This window comes from Gloeotrichia echinulata CP02 (genome assembly GCA_038087035.1).
In the GTDB taxonomy this organism is placed as follows: Bacteria; Cyanobacteriota; Cyanobacteriia; order Cyanobacteriales; family Nostocaceae; genus Gloeotrichia; species Gloeotrichia echinulata.
Map to the genome: position 1 here is coordinate 422,193 of CP051187.1, position 18,504 is coordinate 440,696.

General features: G+C 42.4%; 14 protein-coding genes. 8 read left to right on the forward strand and 6 right to left on the reverse strand.

The features are described from left to right. Positions 1 to 89: 89 nt before the first annotated feature. Both HEQ19_01895 and ctpA read right to left on the reverse strand, forming a co-directional pair. On the reverse strand, positions 90 to 947 hold the full coding sequence (locus HEQ19_01895) for a TauD/TfdA family dioxygenase (GenBank protein ID WYL98461.1): 858 nt from the start codon (positions 945 to 947) through the stop codon (positions 90 to 92). A 1,227-nt stretch (positions 948 to 2,174) separates the two neighbouring features. After that, positions 2,175 to 3,422 (reverse strand): carboxyl-terminal processing protease CtpA, encoded by a 1,248-nt coding sequence (ctpA, locus tag HEQ19_01900; protein ID WYM03203.1) that lies wholly within the window; start codon positions 3,420 to 3,422, stop codon positions 2,175 to 2,177. 234 nt (positions 3,423 to 3,656) lie between these two features. On the opposite strand from ctpA, the gene HEQ19_01905 reads away from it, so the two are divergent. The 7 genes from HEQ19_01905 (at position 3,657) to HEQ19_01935 (ending at position 11,239) form a co-directional block, all read left to right on the forward strand. After that, the gene (locus HEQ19_01905; GenBank protein WYM03204.1) at positions 3,657 to 4,883 is read left to right on the forward strand and encodes a transposase; all 1,227 of its coding nucleotides are present in this window, start codon (positions 3,657 to 3,659) and stop codon (positions 4,881 to 4,883) included. 389 nt (positions 4,884 to 5,272) lie between these two features. Continuing rightward, a complete protein-coding gene (locus tag HEQ19_01910) occupies positions 5,273 to 5,920 on the forward strand; it encodes a cytochrome b6 (protein WYL98462.1) in 648 nt (215 codons plus the stop codon). 262 nt (positions 5,921 to 6,182) lie between these two features. Then, complete coding sequence (petD, locus tag HEQ19_01915; GenBank protein WYL98463.1) at positions 6,183 to 6,665, forward strand: cytochrome b6-f complex subunit IV; 483 nt, start codon at positions 6,183 to 6,185, stop codon at positions 6,663 to 6,665. Positions 6,666 to 7,034: 369 nt separating this feature from the next. After that, positions 7,035 to 7,478, forward strand: coding sequence for an anti-sigma regulatory factor (locus HEQ19_01920; protein ID WYM03205.1), 444 nt, complete (start codon positions 7,035 to 7,037; stop codon positions 7,476 to 7,478). A 645-nt stretch (positions 7,479 to 8,123) separates the two neighbouring features. Beyond that, entirely contained in the window at positions 8,124 to 9,122 is a 999-nt protein-coding gene (locus HEQ19_01925) for a GDP-mannose 4,6-dehydratase (GenBank protein WYM03206.1), read from the forward strand. A 173-nt stretch (positions 9,123 to 9,295) separates the two neighbouring features. Further along, complete coding sequence (locus HEQ19_01930) at positions 9,296 to 10,459, forward strand: glycosyltransferase (protein ID WYL98464.1); 1,164 nt, start codon at positions 9,296 to 9,298, stop codon at positions 10,457 to 10,459. Between the two features lie 405 nt (positions 10,460 to 10,864). Further along, a complete protein-coding gene (locus HEQ19_01935) occupies positions 10,865 to 11,239 on the forward strand; it encodes a hypothetical protein (GenBank protein WYL98465.1) in 375 nt (124 codons plus the stop codon). Between the two features lie 25 nt (positions 11,240 to 11,264). On the opposite strand, the gene pgmB is transcribed toward HEQ19_01935, so the two are convergent. Then, a complete protein-coding gene (gene pgmB / locus HEQ19_01940) occupies positions 11,265 to 14,141 on the reverse strand; it encodes a beta-phosphoglucomutase (protein ID WYL98466.1) in 2,877 nt (958 codons plus the stop codon). 7 nt (positions 14,142 to 14,148) lie between these two features. On the opposite strand from pgmB, the gene HEQ19_01945 reads away from it, so the two are divergent. After that, on the forward strand, positions 14,149 to 14,373 hold the full coding sequence (locus tag HEQ19_01945) for a hypothetical protein (GenBank protein ID WYL98467.1): 225 nt from the start codon (positions 14,149 to 14,151) through the stop codon (positions 14,371 to 14,373). A gap of 182 nt (positions 14,374 to 14,555) precedes the next feature. Here HEQ19_01945 and HEQ19_01950 read toward each other — a convergent pair whose 3' ends face one another. The 3 genes from HEQ19_01950 to HEQ19_01960 all read right to left on the reverse strand — a co-directional run bounded on the left by HEQ19_01950 (position 14,556) and on the right by HEQ19_01960 (position 18,174). Next, complete coding sequence (locus HEQ19_01950; GenBank protein WYL98468.1) at positions 14,556 to 16,967, reverse strand: sucrose synthase; 2,412 nt, start codon at positions 16,965 to 16,967, stop codon at positions 14,556 to 14,558. A gap of 524 nt (positions 16,968 to 17,491) precedes the next feature. Then, complete coding sequence (locus HEQ19_01955; protein ID WYM03207.1) at positions 17,492 to 17,893, reverse strand: sulfur transferase domain-containing protein; 402 nt, start codon at positions 17,891 to 17,893, stop codon at positions 17,492 to 17,494. 104 nt (positions 17,894 to 17,997) lie between these two features. Next, positions 17,998 to 18,174, reverse strand: a complete 177-nt coding sequence (locus HEQ19_01960) for a hypothetical protein (GenBank protein WYL98469.1) — start codon at positions 18,172 to 18,174, stop codon at positions 17,998 to 18,000. Positions 18,175 to 18,504: the final 330 nt, after the last annotated feature.

Consider the following 18,504-nt stretch of genomic DNA (forward strand, 5'->3'; position numbering starts at 1 on the left):
TTGAAATTTTGAGTTTTCTGTCGTTGCTGTTAATCCAAGTTAAAACCGCAAAATTCTACCTCTCCTGACTTTTAAAACATCCTCTTAAGCTAGGAAATATAAAACGGTAAGTTGTCGTAAATACCTATACGATAACTAACACTTTTTTCACCTTTTGGTACTGAAGATGCCTTATGAATTAGTGGTCTGTTATCCCATAACAGGATATCTCCCTCTTTCCATACGTGAGTATGTATATGATCTTCTTGCTCAATAAATGAAAACAATTCCTGCAACAATTCTTGATTTATTTCATAATCTAGACCTAAGATACCAGTGGTAAAACCTTGGCTCATGTACAAGATTTTCTCCTTGGTGACAGGGTGTGTAATGATAGCTGGATGTTTCACAGGTGGGAATTGCCTACCCATGTCGTTCAAAATATCTATAATTGCTTTGTCAATATCCCACTCTTGCACTTTGTAACGCCATTTTCCATCATGCACCATGTATTTATCATTGACAAAGCTTTTCAAATTTGAAGGCATCTTTTGATAAACCAGCCCCATGTCAATGTAGTAGGTTTCTCTAATGGAATTTGGCAAAACTTGTGGATATAGCATAGTTAATGGCAAAGGTTCATCAAGAAATGCACAGTCGGTATGCCAATATTTACCAGTTCCTGAAACGCCAAACTTTTTATCATCTTTTGGAACATTTGAAGAAACAAATATCTCAGGATAGTCTGGATGATGATAGTTACTCTGAGGGTAAATTTGTGGGGTACCAATTTTGCGAGCAAATTCTAAATATTGATTATCGTCAATATTTTGCTCCCGGAAAACTACTAATTTATGATCGTATACAACCTGTTTAATCAAATTGATTTCTGCTTCACTAATCAAAGCAATGTCTATCTCCACAATTTCGGCACCAATATGTTCTGGAGATGGTCTATTAATTTTCATAACTTTCCTCTTTCTAAGGCATTCTGACTTTTTCTGTTATCTCTTGAAAGGATGCGTATATGTAGTATATGGAGCTTGTCTTTAGACGCCTCTTACTGTATCGCTATCCTGACCTACTTAATCAATCAGAGGTTTTCTAGGGATTTATGCAAGTTAAAACATAAAAATTCTATATATAGCAATCCGAATTTAATCGTGAGAAAATACGTAGGCTTGATATCGAACATAGAAGTAAAATTTTACTCGGACATGGCGATTAAAAATTGCGGATATACAGAGAAAACACTCCTGCAAATCTTGTTTTATTAAGTCAAGTTAGGTGGATTTTTTTTGTGTAGTAGCGAATTATATTCGCCCAATTGACTAGAAATTTCTCACAAATGATTTGGGGTTGCTATAAGAAATGTTTATCACCATAGCAATCCGAATTTAATCGTGAGAAAATACGTAGGCTTGATATCGAATTTAAAAGTAAAATTTTATTCGGATATGGCGATTAGAAATTGCGGCTACACAGACAAAACCCTTCTGCGCGCGTTGTTTTATTAAGTCCACGCAGGTGGATTTTTTTTGTGTAGTAGCGAATTATATTCGCCCAATTGACTTATTACAGAATTAAGGTTTGACAGGGACGTAGGATTGGGCTGCTGACTATTGGTGTTAAGTGAGTAACACTTAGTTCGACCTGAGTTCGGTATAAGAAATTAGTGTGAAAAGCTTGTCTGTTAAGATTTAAGACCAAATGAGCTAGGCACTTATTCACGGTTTTTATTGAGAGTATAGTGTTTATCCGGCTTTCCGCACTTCATCGTGTAATATGCGTAGATTTCCAAAACCTGTTTAATGATGGTTAAATCAACAACATAAATTACCAACAGGATTCAATATTAATACTTAATAGTTTGAACATTATTAGGAATTTTTATGGAAAACAGAGATAATACATTTTGAAGTGCGGAATGTGGGTTATAATATTTCCGGGCATTTTTTTTACATCGAACTCAGGTTTAGTTCGGAGTTGGGAGTTGGGAGTTATGAGTTATTATTCTCCCGCTCCTTGCAAGGGTAGGTATTTTGTATTTGGTTATTTTTTGACGGTTTCAGCCAATGGTTAAACCCTCAAACAACTAAACCACGTTAAGCAATTGAAAATTTTTTCAACTGTTTTCGCTCTCCCAAAAAAACCTACCCTTGAAAGCTCTCCCCCTCTACACATCCCCCCTCTCCTCACTTTGCTCCCACCATTACGGAATCTTTTGTTAATAATGCTACCGCTGCTTGATATTGTTGATCGGCTGCTGTAGCAATCTGCTTGCGAGTAATTGGCTGTTGGGGAATCACTTTGTCTGGCTTAATACCGAGTTTGTTAATATCTCGGTGCTTGGGGGTTTCATACTTAGCAATTGTGACTGCCAAACCAGAACCATCCGATAATTCAAATAAGGACTGTATTAGTCCCTTCCCAAAGGTAGTTTCGCCTAGGAGTTGGGCACGTCCATTATCTTGGAGTGCGCCGGCGAGAATTTCGCTAGCACTGGCGCTACCTTGATTGACTAAAATTACTAGGGGATCTTTGGTTAGCGCTGGACCAAAGGCTTCAAAACTGCCCTGAATGCCTTGCCGATTTACAGTGTAAACGATGGTACCAGAGTCTAACCACAAACGGGCAATTTCAATTCCGGCTTGTAGTAGCCCACCAGGATTATTTCGCAAATCTAAAATGTACGCAGCGGCACCTTTTTTCTCTAAACTAGTAATAGCATGTGCCAATTCCGTTGAGGCATTGGCATTAAATTGATTCAGGCGAAGATAGCCAATGGGCGTACCCTGGGCGGAAGAACGCAATTCGGCTACTACAGGATTCAAAGTAATGCGATCGCGCACTATGGTGATTTCTGTTTCTTCCTCGTTATCGCGTTCGATCAACAGCGTCACGGAACTGCCAATTCGTCCACGCATTTTCGCTGCGGCTTCATCTAGGGTAAGATTCTCTGTAGAGACGCCTTCAATTTTGAGAATGCGATCGCCCGGTTTAATCCCGGCTTTATCTCCTGGTGAACCCGCTAGAGGTGCTATCACTTCTAACTTACCAGTCTGGGAATTCAGCGTAATTTGCAATCCCACCCCCGTGAGTTCTCCAGAAGTATTTACCTGCAAACTCCGGTATTGCTCCGGGTCTAAAAAGCGGGTAAACGGGTCATCTAGATTTTTCAGCATTGTCTGAATGGCGTTATAAGCTGCTTCCTGGTTCTTCAGCGGCTTTTCTAGCGCTTTTTCCCGCAATGCAGCCCAATTGTGATGATTAAACGTCTCATCCACATAAGTACGATTGACAATTCGCCAAACTTCTGATACCAGCTTTTGCTCCGGTGTCAAAGCTGTCGCCGGTGGGATAAATCCGCCCAGCGCCAAGCAAAATGCGATTAGCAGTGAAAATCCCAGCCGAAAAATTCTTTTATTCATGACCAAACCCATGTTGAATTCCACATATAGCCCAATTGCCTAAAACTGCCCAGTTGCTTCGTGTTAAATGAAAACCATCTCTCGACTATGTTACTTTTTTTTATAAGAAAACTCGTTGAAAACCCTTAGCCTTTAGGCAAGGGATGAAAACGGATTGAGGTGTTTACGCCTCAGAAATGTTTTCTATTTCTTGATGTATTTATGTGATTAATGTTAACATAACTATGTGGTTAATTGGTCGATGCCATGATCGTCTACGAGTTCAAGGTCAAGGGAAAAGACAAGCAATATCAAGCTATTGATGAGGCTATCCGCACATCTCAATTTATCCAAAACAAATGCTTACGCTATTGGATGGATAACAAAGGCGTTGGCAGGTATGACCTCAATAAACACTGTGCTGTATTAGCATCTGAATTTCCTTTTGCCGATGAACTCAATTCAATGGCTAGACAATCTGCTGCGGAACGTTCTTGGTCGGCGATTGCTCGGTTTTACGATAACTGCAAGAAGAAAGTTAAGGGGAAAAAGGGTTTTCCAAAGTTTAAGAAAAACTGCCGTTCAGTTGAGTATAAATCAACTGGGTGGAAGCTTAACCAGACTAGAAAAGCCATAACATTCTCAGATAAGAAAGGCATTGGAACTCTAAAGTTAAAGGGGACTTATGACCTAAATTACTACGACATCAAACAGATTAAACGTGTACGATTAGTGCGACGTGCTGACGGCTACTATGCCCAATTTGCAATTGATGTTGATGTCAGAGTGGAAACTCAACCCACCAATCAAGTAGTGGGTATTGACCTGGGATTGAAGTATTTCATTGCTGATAACAAAGGTAATGTAGAACCTTCTCCCCAGTTCTACCGCAAGTCCCAAAGACAGTTAAAGCGCTCTAACCGCAAGAAATCCAAGAAGTTTAGTTTAGCCAAAAAGAAGGCTAAACAACAGCAGTCCAACAATTACCACAAAGCTAGAAATAGATATGCCCGCAAACATTTAAGGGTAAGTAGGCAGCGAAAAGAGTATTGCAAAAAATTAGCGTACTCCGTCATCCAATCTAACGATTTGGTAGCCTATGAAGATTTAAATGTCAAAGGCTTGGTACGTAATCGACATCTAGCTAAATCAATCTCTGATGCTGGTTGGTACACTTTTCGTCAATGGTTAGAATACTTTGGTCATAAATATGGCAAGGTGACTGTTGCTGTCCCTGCTCACAATACTTCTCAAAATTGTTCTAACTGTGGTGAAAAAGTGAAAAAGTCTCTGTCTACTAGGACTCATGTTTGTCCTCACTGTGGATTCCAAGAAGACAGAGATGTCAATGCAGCAATCAACATTTTGATCAGGGGTCTAAGTACCGTGGGGCACACGGGAACTTACGCTGGGGGAGATTTGCCCTCTTGGGCAGTTGGGGTAACCCTGCTGTCTAATGGCGAGTCTGTGAACCTAGAATCCCCTCGCCTTTAGGCAGGGGAGTGTCAAAGAAGTGGTGCATTGCTCTCATAAACTTGTTAAGTCAACTGATTCCGGTGCATCCAAACGCAACTAACGATAAGATCTACTTTGTAACCACCATTGTGGGTGTTGGGTTGCAAAGAGTATTTGATTGCCAATCGTAGTGCAATCAGTCTCAATAGGTTATGAAGCCGACTTCACCCAATGAAACGTCAAATAAAGGAAGGATGTCGCAGGATGTCCGGAATTTATGTAGCACAACGCAATACATAAAACCTTTACAGAGTGTTAAGTTTGTGAAAAATCTCAACACTCTCAAGAAACTCCTCTTTGCTAAAATCCCAAAACTTTTAATTGGGATATTGATCAACCGCAACCGATTTTTAGGGACTTAAGATTGTATGGCCAACGTTTACGACTGGTTTGAGGAACGCCTGGAAATTGAGGCGATCGCTGAAGATATTACCAGCAAATATGTCCCTCCCCACGTCAATATCTTTTACTGTTTGGGTGGAATTACCTTGGTTTGTTTTCTAATCCAGTTCGCTACTGGATTTGCCATGACCTTCTACTACAGACCAACAGTTGCCGAAGCTTACACTTCAGTGCAGTACATCATGAATGAAGTCAACTTTGGTTGGCTAATTCGCTCCATCCACCGCTGGTCTGCCAGCATGATGGTATTGATGATGATTTTACACGTCTTCCGGGTTTACCTGACAGGTGGTTTCAAAAAACCCCGCGAATTGACCTGGATTTCCGGCGTTATCCTCGCTGTCATCACCGTTTCCTTTGGCGTAACTGGTTACTCCCTACCTTGGGACCAAGTTGGCTACTGGGCGGTAAAAATCGTCAGCGGCGTACCAGAAGCAATTCCCGTAGTTGGCGTCCTCATCTCCGACCTACTGCGCGGTGGTTCCAGTGTTGGTCAAGCAACACTGACTCGCTACTACAGCGCCCACACATTTGTGCTACCTTGGCTGATTGCGGTTTTCATGCTATTTCACTTCTTGATGATCCGCAAGCAAGGCATTTCCGGACCGTTGTAATCTGAAGCCCTAAGCCCAAAAAGGCAACAGCAATTAGTTCCCAGATGGAGTCGTTTGTTTTAAACTTATGAAACATGAGAAATCAATAAACACATAAGTTACGAAACAATTAACACTATCTGAAGCCCAAAGCTGTAGTACCCTTCCTGCAGGCTTCCCGACAAAAGCAGAAAGCTTGGTTAGCCGCAGGCTAGGGTTACATTAAGGTTGTAGGCTTTCACAAATGCTTTAATTTAACCTGAGCAAGAGAGCAAACTCAAAAATGGCAACAGTAAAAAAACCTGATCTGAGCGATCCTCAGTTAAGAGCCAAATTAGCCAAAGGTATGGGTCACAACTACTATGGTGAACCTGCTTGGCCTAATGACTTACTTTACGTATTTCCCATCGTGATTATGGGTTCATTCGCTTGTATTGTGGCCCTAGCTGTGCTAGATCCAGCAATGACAGGTGAACCAGCAAATCCTTTCGCCACTCCATTAGAAATTTTGCCTGAGTGGTATTTATATCCTGTGTTCCAGATTTTGCGATCGCTCCCTAACAAACTCTTAGGGGTGTTAGCAATGGCTTCCGTACCCTTGGGACTAATCCTCGTTCCTTTTCTCGAGAACGTCAATAAGTTCCAAAATCCCTTCCGTCGTCCGGTTGCAACTGCAGTGTTCCTCTTTGGCACTCTTGTTACCCTGTGGCTAGGTATTGGTGCGGCCTTACCATTAGATAAATCTTTGACCTTGGGACTGTTCTAAATCAGTCACCACGAACCCCTTCGATGACGTCTGAGATTTTCTAGAGCATTTACTGAAGTATGAGTGGAGATGGTCTCTGCTCATACTTCTGGTTTCTGCTGTGGAAAAAAATCTCCAGGCGTCTATTTTAGTCATCCAGGTTAAAACGGGGATTTTAAGTTTTGCATGTCACAACTACTTTCAAATCTACAATCAGCAAAACAGAACAATTTCTCACTTACTTATCACTTACGTAACGCTGTGTGCAACTTTTTACAAACCCATATTCCCAGGGGCTTTGAACAAGAGAATTTTATCCAAAAGCGCCTGAAAGCCCTACTAAATAAGATAAAATTGCACATTAAGTTCTTAAAATTCAAGTCACGTTCAATGCTGAGAATGGTGAAGCGAGACCATCTGACAGTGAAGAGCGATCTCAAGGTTCTAGAGCTAGTGCAACAATGGTTTAACCAATTTTGTCAACAACATTTAGTTCAAGTTGGTTGGTCAGAAGGCGAACGTTCTCGTCTCACCCTAGCATTAGCAGAAGGCTTTACCAATGCAGTTCGTCACGCCCATCGATCTTTACCACCAGAAACAACTATAGACATTGAGGTTTGTCTATGGATGGATCGACTGGAGATGCGAATTTGGGATTATGGAAAACCTTTCAACCCCGATGCGATCGTAGAGCCAAAGCCCGGTACTCTGCAAGTAGGCGGGTATGGATGGTATCTCCTGCGACGCTTGGGTGATCGTGTTGTCTACGAACGTGGTACTGATGGTAGGAATTGTTTGCTAATCATTAAATATGCTCTACAAGGGCAAGTATAGCGGTTCTTATTTGCATCTAACACACTGCTAGCTATATAGCTAACAGCGCTAAAGCGCAACTACAAACAACCCCTCAAAACTGATGTGGCTGACTACTAGTTCCCAGCCTCCAGGTTGGGAACTCATACTCGAAGGCTCGACCTACACCTTTGATGACGACAGGTGGAGCCTAGCGGATGCGTTTGAGCATGGAGGTGAGGAACTAGACAACACAAGACTTTGAGCTTATGTTTGTGCCATTTGGTTATATTTAAGTTGATACCAATGGGAACTGTTTCCAGCGCCGCACAATATAATTTTTTTCATTGTAACCAAGGATAGACGGTATGTAAATATTTCTCGACATATATAAATTACTGACGTATAATTACTTATTTCTTTCGGAAAAAAGATTATTTTTTTTGTATAAAGAAAAATACTGATTCCCGTAAAAATAGCATTCGAGTTCCAACTAATCCTTTGTTACGATTTGGCAGCAATGTAGGGAGTTGCCAATTTTTGTGATGCGCTCACCAAGAGACTTATTCATCGTTTCGAGTCATCAACATTATTGCTCATCAGGTACTTGATTGCTCCAAGCAAATTTTTTGCTCTCCCACAATTGCCATTAATTGCTGCAAGAGATAGAGGTAATTGGAAGAGATGATGAATAAAACAGCCCTAATTACAGGAATTACTGGTCAAGATGGCTACTATCTCAGTCATTTGCTGTTGAGCCAGGGTTATCGGGTTGTCGGATTGATACCGCCACACAGAGAACCAAATTTAACAAAACTAGGAACTCTTGCAGACCAGGTAGAAATCTACACAGTTGACTTGAGAGACAGTAGGGCGCTGTTGACTGCAGTCGAACAACTGCGTCCCCAAGAAATTTACAATTTAGCAGCGCCTAGTTTTGTACCCGATTCTTGGAACGACCCCCTAGGAACCCTAGATCTCATCACTGGTACAGCCACCAGACTATTAGAAGCAGTGCGTGAGGTTGGTTTGTCTACGCGGTTTTATCAAGCCAGCAGTTCCGAAATGTTTGGGGATGTGTCCTGTTCTCCACAAAATGAGGAAACCCCCTTTCGTCCCAAAAATCCCTATGCAGCCGCCAAGATGCACGCCCACTGGACAATGGTACATCACCGACAGCGCTATGGTCTATTTGCCTGTAGTGGAATTTTGTATAATCATGAATCCCCTCTGCGTCCACCACAATTTGTCACACGCAAAGTTTCTTTAGCCGCTGCATCGATTAAATTGGGTTTAACCAACACCTTAGAAATCGGTAACTTGGATGCTAAACGTGACTGGGGTTTTGCTGGAGATTACGTAGAAGCAATGTGGCGCATGTTGCAAGTTGATCAACCAGAAGAATACGTAATAGGTACAGGAAGACTACACAGTGTTCGCGATTTAGTTTCTGCAGCTTTTGAGTGTGTGGGACTCGAATGGACACAGTATGTAGTAATAAATACTAACTTACTGCGTCCAGACGAACATTTTCAACTAGTAGCCAACCGCAACAAAGCCAAAAGCAATCTCGGTTGGGAACCCCAAGTTAGCTTTGAGGAACTTTTAGAAAAAATGGTAATCACAGATTTAGAGCGGTTACGAAGTGGGATGATTTCACCCGCCAAATCCTTCCCGCGAGTATAGGGATTGGGGATTGCACTTCTCTGCGAGACGCTACGCGAACGGCTCCGCTTAGTGACCAGGGATTGCACTTCTCTGCGAGACGCTACGCGAACGGCTCCGCTCAGTGACCAGGGATTAATAACAAATGACAAATGACAAATGACCAATGACAAATGACAAATGACAAATGACAAATGACAAATGAAACCCTAAATTTAGGTGATAAATTTACTCAAAAAGTTAATCATGTCTTCGTGTTCCTAGAAATTTTTGTCCACGAAGGTGGGATTCAATCTTATGTAAAAGATATTTTGCAAGCATATCTGGGATTGAGTGCAGGATATAAAGCGGAAGTATTTGTTCTGCGAGATAATTCAGAGTACACAAATCCTTTAGAGTCTGAGAACTTAACATTTTATAGCTTTAAAAATCAATCTCCCCAGGTGGGAAGAGTCAAAATGGCTGGGGCGTTGCTCAAGTATCTGGTGCAACATCGCCCCCAACATGTTTTTTGCGGTCACATAAAATTGGCACGATTGATCCAAACCCTTTGTCAGCCATTGGGTATTCCCTATACCGTCCTCACTTATGGTAAAGAAGTTTGGGAACCGCTCAAAAGTAGAGAACGTTGGGCACTTACTTCAGCCGCCGGTATTTGGACAGTTAGTCGCTACAGCCGCGATCGCGCCTGTGGGGCTAATCATTTAGACCACAATATGGTCAAAATGCTACCCTGTACTATTGATGGGGATAAATTTACTCCAGGTCCCAAGCAGCCAGAATTAGTTGAGAAATATGGTTTAACTGATGCCAAAGTATTAATGACTGTAGCGCGGTTATGGTCAGGGGATATTTACAAAGGCGTCGATGTGACGATTCGGGCATTACCCCTAATATCACAAACTTGTCCAGAAGTCAAATATTTGGTAATTGGTCGGGGCGATGACCAACCGCGATTAGCCCAGCTAGCAAAAGATTTAGGTGTAAGCGATCGCGTTGTATTTGCTGGTTTCGTTCCCACCGAAGAATTAATAGCACATTATCGCCTAGCGGATGCCTATATTATGCCTTCCCAAGAAGGCTTTGGCATTGTTTATCTAGAGGCGATGGCCTGTGGAGTACCAGTGCTATCAGGTGACGACGATGGGTCAGCAGACCCCTTACAGGATGGTAAACTGGGCTGGCGAGTACCACATCGCGATCCAAATGCTGTAGCTGCAGCTTGTATAGAGATTCTCGCTTTTAAAGACCAACGCTGTGATGGCCAGTGGCTGCGAGAACAAGCGATCGCACTTTTTGGTAAAGATGCATTCCAACAACGTTTGCAAGAGCTGCTTTTATTAGGGGCTAAAGGCTAGGGATTGGGTATCCCCAGTCCCCAGTTCCCAGTCAATACTGCGTAGGATTTGCAGGGGAGGCAGGGGAGGCAGGGGAAGCAGGGGAGGCAAAACTCAACGCCAGCCTCCATTTCTCCCCCTGCTCCCCTCAACCAAGAAATTCCAAAACCTACGCAGTATTGAGTCCCCAGTCCCCAGTCCCCAAAAATATTTTTTGACATACTCCCTGATCTGAAAGTTCAGGGATTCTGGATTCAAACAGCAATAGCAGGCATAGCCCGTCTTACATCACTGAGCAACGACAGACAATGCCCTGCCTGTTGCGACTATTTTACCAAAAAGCCGTCCTAGAAGGACGGCGGCTCTAGACCCAGTTTTTTTGGTAAAGTCGCTATCCTAGAAGTAGGACAGCACGACATTTTAAAAATGAGCCTTAAATCTATTCAATTTAATTTTGAAACCTTTCGCCCTTGGCTCACCCTGTTAGCAGTTATGTGGTTGCTAGGATCATTAGGCTTGGGCTGGTTGGTTAATTCATTACTGTTTATTGTTGGGTTGGTGTTTTTAGCACCTGTGATTGGGTTTTTTGGATTTCGTTGGTGGCTACAACGCAACTTGGTTGTTGGCCAGTGTCCCGTTTGTAGTTATGAGTTGACAGGTTTAAATAATAGCCAGTTGCAGTGTCCTAGCTGTGGGGAGCCGCTATCAGTGAAAAATGGTAATTTTCAGCGCTTCACACCAGATGGCACAATTGATGTTACCGCAGTCGAAGTGCAAGCTCGACAAGTGAGTGAGGAGTGAGGAGTGAGGAGTTAGGAGTTAGGAGTTAGGAGTGAGGAGTGAGGAGTTGAGCTTGTAAATTTGCCCACTTTGTGCTTTCTAAACTTGGCAAGACAATATGAGCAGCACCCACTCGCTCAGGTGGACCTATTCCTATAGCCCACATACCGGCGGCTAGGGCTGCTTCAATACCTGCTTTTGCATCTTCTACAACCACACATTGCTGTGGTGGGAGTCCTAGCTGTTGGGCGGCGAATAGAAACAAGTCGGGTGCTGGTTTGGGTTGCTGGACACTATAACCATCGGCGATCGCATCTATTTTATTGGCAATACCCAATCGCTCTACAACTGGGTGGGCATTTTTGCTGGCTGAACCAATGGCTATTTTGATACCAGCTTGACGCAGTTCATCCAACAGGGCGATCGCGCCTGGTAACAAATCTTTAGATGTAATATTTTGAATAAATTCTACATAGTAACGGTTCTTGCGCTCCATCATCTCTTGAATCTGTGCTTCGGAATACGGTCTATCCCCAATGATTAGCATGAGCGAAGCACGACGGGACACGCCCCGGAGCGCTTCGTTAGCGTGGCGATTAAAAGGTATATTCTCCTCATCTGCTAGCCTCTGCCAAGCTAAATAGTGAAATTCTGCAGTATCTGTGAGGACGCCATCGAGATCGAATATCACCCCTCGGATGTTGGGGGATGGGGATGTGGGCGGAGAGATTGTCCCCAGTCCCGGACGCAAATCGAACTGGTGCCATTGACCACGCCAGTGCAGCTGGAATTTGAGACGTGTCCAGCCAGGAGGTAGTTGGGGTTTGGCTACGGGGCCATTTTCAGTAAATTTTATCCCACCAAATCCCAAAATGACAGCCTGCCAAATACCACCAGCACTAGCCGCGTGAATGCCTTCTTTTGTGTTATTTCGCATATCGTGAAGATCTACCATTACCGCTTGCATAAACCATTCGTAAGCCTCAGCAGATTTACCTAAATCCGAGGCTAAGATGGCGTGAATTGCTGGACCGAGGGAAGAACCATAGCTAATATCTGTGCGGGGTGCGTAGTAGTCCCAGTTTGCCTGTAAGGCTTTGTGGTTATAGGGAAAATCTCCTGATTGGCGCATCAAATAGAGCAGCATTAACACATCTGGCTGCTTAAGTACCTGGCGTTTGTTAGTACCTTCGATACCGAGGATGAATTGGATCGATTTGGTGCGTGGCTCGTAGTCATTTAAGTTGATATCTTCTAATTGGAAAAATCCCTCGAACTCCTCGATCAGTCCTGTTGCTGGATCTTCAGGTATCCAAAGATTGGCGATAATATCTTGCCAACGCGATCGCTGTTTTGTGGTAATATATAATTTATGATCTAGTTCACTAACTCGTTCGTTGCAGGTGGAAGCAAGCCAATCTAGGACAAAGATAGCTTTTTCTAGATGCCATTGCACCATCCGGTTGGTAAAAGCGTTGTTGTGGACAAATTCGTGATATTCATCCGCGCCAATGACTCCCCGAATCTCATAGCGTTCGGATTTGGCGTTGAACTCGACCCGGCTACTCCAGAATATAGCAGTATGTAAGATTATTTCTGCGCCACAGTCTTGCATCCACTGATCATCACCAGTGGCTTGCCAATAGTACCAAACGGCGTAGACAATATCGCTAGTAATATGAATTTCGCGATCGCGGCACCAAATCCGCACGTCTTCAGCGTAAAAATCATTAGGAAGTGACCACCGGGGCGTTACCTCATCACCAGTCACCGCACTTTCCCAAGCATACATCGCCCCTTTATAACCATAATGATCTGCTTTGCGTCGCGCTCCATTTAAGGTATAATAGCGATAACTCAGCAAATTGCGGGCAATCGCTGGTTGGGTGTAAGTAAAAAATGGCAGAATAAAAATTTCTGTATCCCAAAATATATGTCCGTGATAGCCAAATCCTGATAGGGTTCTCGCGGGAATACTCACCTTTCCATCATCCCTTGGCGCAGCAATCAGCAGCTGAAAAAGATTGTAGCGAACAGCAAATGCAGCTGTGCTATCGCCCTCAATTTCGATGTTGCTTTTTTGCCAAACTTCATCCCATGCTTGTTCGTTGGCTTTTAATAGAGTTATGTATTCAGGTTGGAGGGCGATTTTATCTTGGGCTGCTGTCACTGGTGTATCTACTTCTCTTGAGGTAAAAACTGTGACTATCTTTTCCACTGTCACTGTTTGTTGAGAGGTAGCCAAGAAGGTCGCAGTTAAGGTAGGATAACCTGGTGCGCTGTTGACTTGTAATGTAGCGTCAGCTCCCGAAATTGTCATTTTAGCAGCCATACCGATATCAATTCGAGAGTTGCGGGTGCGACGATGTAACCAAATTCCTTGGTCAATTTTACCTTGGTCTAGTTCTTCCCAGTGATTGAAACCCGGATTTTCGGGATAACCGTTGATGCTAGCCTGAATTTCAATTACACCATCGAAATTTATCGGCTTGATTTGACAGCGTTGTGCTAACACATGCTGATCTGCCAGACTAGCAAAGCGTGCAAATTGCAATTCTATGATATCCCCTCTAGGACTACGCCACTGCACCAAACGGGTGAGTAAACCCTGACGCAAGTCAAGCTGACGGTCATAGTTCAAGATTTCTCCCTGATCAAGACGGAAGCGATCGCCATTCACAATCACTACCAATGGTAACCAGTCAGGGCAATTCACCAGTTCAGTGTACACCACAGGAACATCATCGTAAACACCGTGGATAAAAGTAGCCTGTAATGTACGAATATAGCCTTCCTCGAAGCTCCCCCGTGTTCCTAAGTAACCGTTACCGGTGGTGAAAATCGTTTCTCTGGACTGCAATTTTTCAGCTTCAAACTGCGTTTCTATTAATATCCAGTCTGTATAAATAAGATTTTTACTCATTTTTTATTTGTCATTTTTTATTTGTCATTTGTCATTCGTCATTCGTCATTTGTCATTTGTCATTTGTTGTTTGTCATTTGTCATTTGTTGTTTGTTGTTTGTCATTTGTCATTCGTCATTTGTCATTTGTTGTTTGTCATTTGTTGTTTGTCATTTGTCATTTGTCCAACTCCAAACTCCTCACTGTGACGGTGCGTTACGGCGCATTTCGGAATTTTTAGCTAAAAATTAGCAGCCATCGCTAGCACCGTAACACACCCTACAACTCCTTACTCATTACTCCTTACTCATTACTCATTACTCCTTACTCATTACTCCTTACTCATTACTCCTTACTCCTTACTCATTACTCATTACTCATTACTCATTACTCCTTACTCATTACTCCTTTGTCCGCTCCCCAATCCCCAATCTCTACTTACGCATATGCTGTGCCAAAATCTTTTCGGCTCTGGGTTTATAAACTAGATAAAATAATGTTTCCATATAGCGAGTTCTAGCTTCGGTATTTTCTGGTGCTACAAAGTTCCAGAAGCTATAGATTTTAGCGAGTGATAGAAGCTGAATGGTGTGTGAATGCCAGTTATAATGATTATGAATTCGCTGACTCATCCACTCAGATGTTTCATGCCAATATTCAGGATTAGTATCGCATTTTTTCAGAAATAGCAGAATTTTATTGGCTGTTCCTTCTAAATCTGTAGGGTTAAGATGGAATCCATTTTCTTGATTATTAATAATTTCTAAAGAACCGCCAAATTGAGTAGCAAAAGTTGGTAATCCAGAAATCATGGCTTCTAAAATATTCCTACCGAAGGCTTCAAAGAGGGCAAAATGGACAAATATTCCGCCATAATCTGCAATTACTCGGTAGGCTTCGCCGATTTCAGGGAGGGGAAGACGCATCCCCAACCAGCGGATACTTGTGTGGAGATTATATTGATGAATGATGTCGTAAATTTTTTGGATTTCTTCTGCTTCTTCTGGGTTTGCGGCTTCAGATAAATGCAGTTTAGTGGTTAGGATAATTAAATTACAACGCTCTTGTAATGCTGGACTTTTACCAAAGCATTCAACTAAGCCTGTGAGATTTTTCACCGAGGTAATCGGCGCTATGGTAAATATTGGTCGTTTGTTTGGGTTATCTAAATGACCTAGAATTTGAGGAGCTTCACGATAAAAAATTAGGTCATGAATTTGCTGAGAAAAGGAGGGGTTTCTGTCTTCTTTTTGGCTGTAGGGAAAGAAGATATCTTCATTTACTCCTGGTGGCACCATGTTGAATTTGGGATTAAACAGATCAATTCCATCTACCACATGATACATTTCCGGCATTGTAAAACATTTGTACGACTCATATTGTCCCATAGTGTCGGGTGTACCAAGAATTTCTTGGTAGGACGAAGTAATGATAAAATCCGCAGCATTCATGTTAATTAAATCGGCGGTAAATTGTGCTGAAAAATGGTAATTTTTCTCGAAATTTTGCCAGTAGAGGTTACTGAATAAGTATTTCGGCTTTTCTAGAGAATGGGCAATATTGCACAGGGTAACTTTCAGCCTGCGGGAGAGGAGAAAACCGACTAAATTACCATCGGTGTAGTTACCAATAATTAGATTAGGTGTGCCTTTAAATTCAGCTAGTAATTCTTTTTCTGCGTCCAAGGCAAATGTTTCTAAATAAGGCCAAATATCAAATTTGGAAATCCAATTATTAGTAACTTCTGGGTTGAATTCAGCAAAAGGAACGCGCAAGATCCAGGCGTTTTCTGTTCCCTCAACTTTTTCTCGGCGCAGGTTACAAAATGTCCCTTCACAATTAGGAATAAGACGAGTGAGAATAATTACCTGGGGTTGAATACCCAGAACATCAAGACCAGCGAGTTTGATTTCTTCACGCAGTTTGTTTTCTAAGCAATGGGCTTGTTCTAAGACATAGATTACTTGACCCATTGTTTCATCTCGTCCCAGTACATCTTCTTGCGCTACCCAACCATGTATCGAAATGAGAACGACACGAAAAACAGCGGGAACACGGGCGACAAATGCTTCCAGAATGGCTGGTTGTGGGGTGTCAATCAGTCGGTCGAGGAGTTGTAAGGTTTCGCAGATCCGCGAAGCTGTGTTACCCCAACCTGGTTCAAAGCCTAGTTCTTGGAATTGATTGCGAAATTTTTCCCAAAGTTGGTCTGGGGGTTGCAAAGATAGAAACTTGATGGCTTGATGGATTTGTTGGGTTAGTTGAATACCTGATTGAATGCGATCGTTGATTAGCAGACGAATCCCATCATATTGGAGTTGAGATAATACTTGAAACAAATTCTCTAACCAATATTGGGGGTGGATTACTACTTGATCGCAAAGGTAACGGTTGAGGAAGGCTAGACCTTGACCAATATTTCTGGGGTCGCTGATGGTGGGGGAAGCTTCGTAAAAAGGGCGGAGGTCTATTTCTAAAATGTGGGGTTGGTAGTGGTTTACTAGGCGATCGCCCACATCTAACAATTCTTGAGGAGTCATCAAATCAAATCTACTGAAGTCTGCTGTCAACCGCCAAACTTGTTGACTAGCAATCCTGGGACGAACAACAAACCAGGTACTTTCTTCTGCCAAAATGATTTCATGGGTGTAATGAATGAGTTTACCAACAGTGGAAGAGTGATAAAAGTAGACGGGCTGTTGAGATTGATGACAGTATTCTGCAAAGGCTTGCAAAATCTCATTTCTCAGGAAGTAACGCTTACCCGTATGACTTAATGCCAAAATTAACTGATGTAAAGCAGTTTTTTCTTCACCGTTGATGACAGTTTGAACTAGTTCATGCATGACAAATTCCCAATCTCTACCTGGGTCGCAACCTGATTTTTTCCCCTAAATCAATTTGGTTCCACGAATACAAATTTGAGTGCAAATACAGGCAATCTTGCTGATTTTTACTACTATCTTTGTTGACAAATTTGTATTATGTGTATTTAGAGGCACATTACCCCTTTAATAGTAAATAAGTCTCAAAGCTCTTCGCATCTAACTGGGGAATGAGACTTGAAGGTGAGTGAGGAATAAAAGGACTGGCTTTTGTCTAGTGGGTAGGGTGCGTCAGATTACAGCGATTTTCAGGTAAATGAACCACATTTTTATATCTCACGCATTCGCGGAGCGTCCCGTAGGGAAGGCGCATTCGCGGAGCGTCTCGCAGAGAAGGCGCATTCGCGGAGCGTCTCGCAGAGAAGGAAGAAAGGAATACAGATATCGAGGTGTGGTCTAAATACCTGAAAACTGCTGTAAAAGTACTTCAAATAAAAAAATAAAATGTTAGCAGTAGCGCTTCAGCGCACCCAACTGCTATATATCTATGAACCAAAGCGCTCTTCTAACAATCCTAAATTGATGGTTCTTTGAAAGGCTTTTTCAAATTCTATGCCCTGTTTATTAGCGATATACAATAACATTATTGCTGCGGAACGTATTGCATTATCACAATGGATGATAACTGGTTTGGGTAGTTCTGTAATTGTTTGAAATACCTGAATTGCAATTTGATGATTAATTTCTTCAGCCTTGATGGGGAAATGGACGTAGTGCAATCCTAAACACTCAATTTTCTCCTGTTCATGAGCGAGGAAGCCTGTTTCGTCTGGCGATCGCAAGTTCAGCACAGACCTATAACCATCGTCAGCGATTTGTGTGAACTGATCTGCTGTAATTTGCCCAGCGATCGCTAAATCGCCATTAATCTTTCTAACCATATCCATCATAACTTACCTTTTGAGTTATCAGTGATGAGCTAAACAAGTTTCCCGTTAACTCAAAATTTCACTACGAGCGACGACATCAGACGCCCATTTCCACAGTTAACTCAAAAATGCTTCTCTTCGGGGGGGTCGCCTTCAAATGGTTGCACTCCCGTTGCTGGATAGTCATCATCTCTAGGTCCAAAAATCCTGCTAACCGCACCTGATAAGTAATTGATTACTTTTTGAGGAACTTCTAGAATGGCTTGAATGATTTCCTGTAATTTGGTAGAGTTAGACATAATATTCACTCCAGATTCTATTTATTTCCAGCTAGCGAAAAATCTGACAAAAACCGTTGTCTGTCCCGTGATTGGTTGTCTCAAAATTAGCCCTTCACCATATAGATTATTTACATAAACCCAACAAATGCGCGCAAATGTTGGGTCTATGTTCCTTAACTCAACCTACACATTTTGATCTTTTAGCCAAAAGCTAGGCACTATTGAGTAATCAAGTGCTTTTTACTCAGCACGGGCTACGCCCCGCTATGCTAACAGCACTCTTCTACTTAGAGATCAACCAATGTCCCGATGGAAATAAACTATTTGGTGTTCTCTATAGTTTTAGGT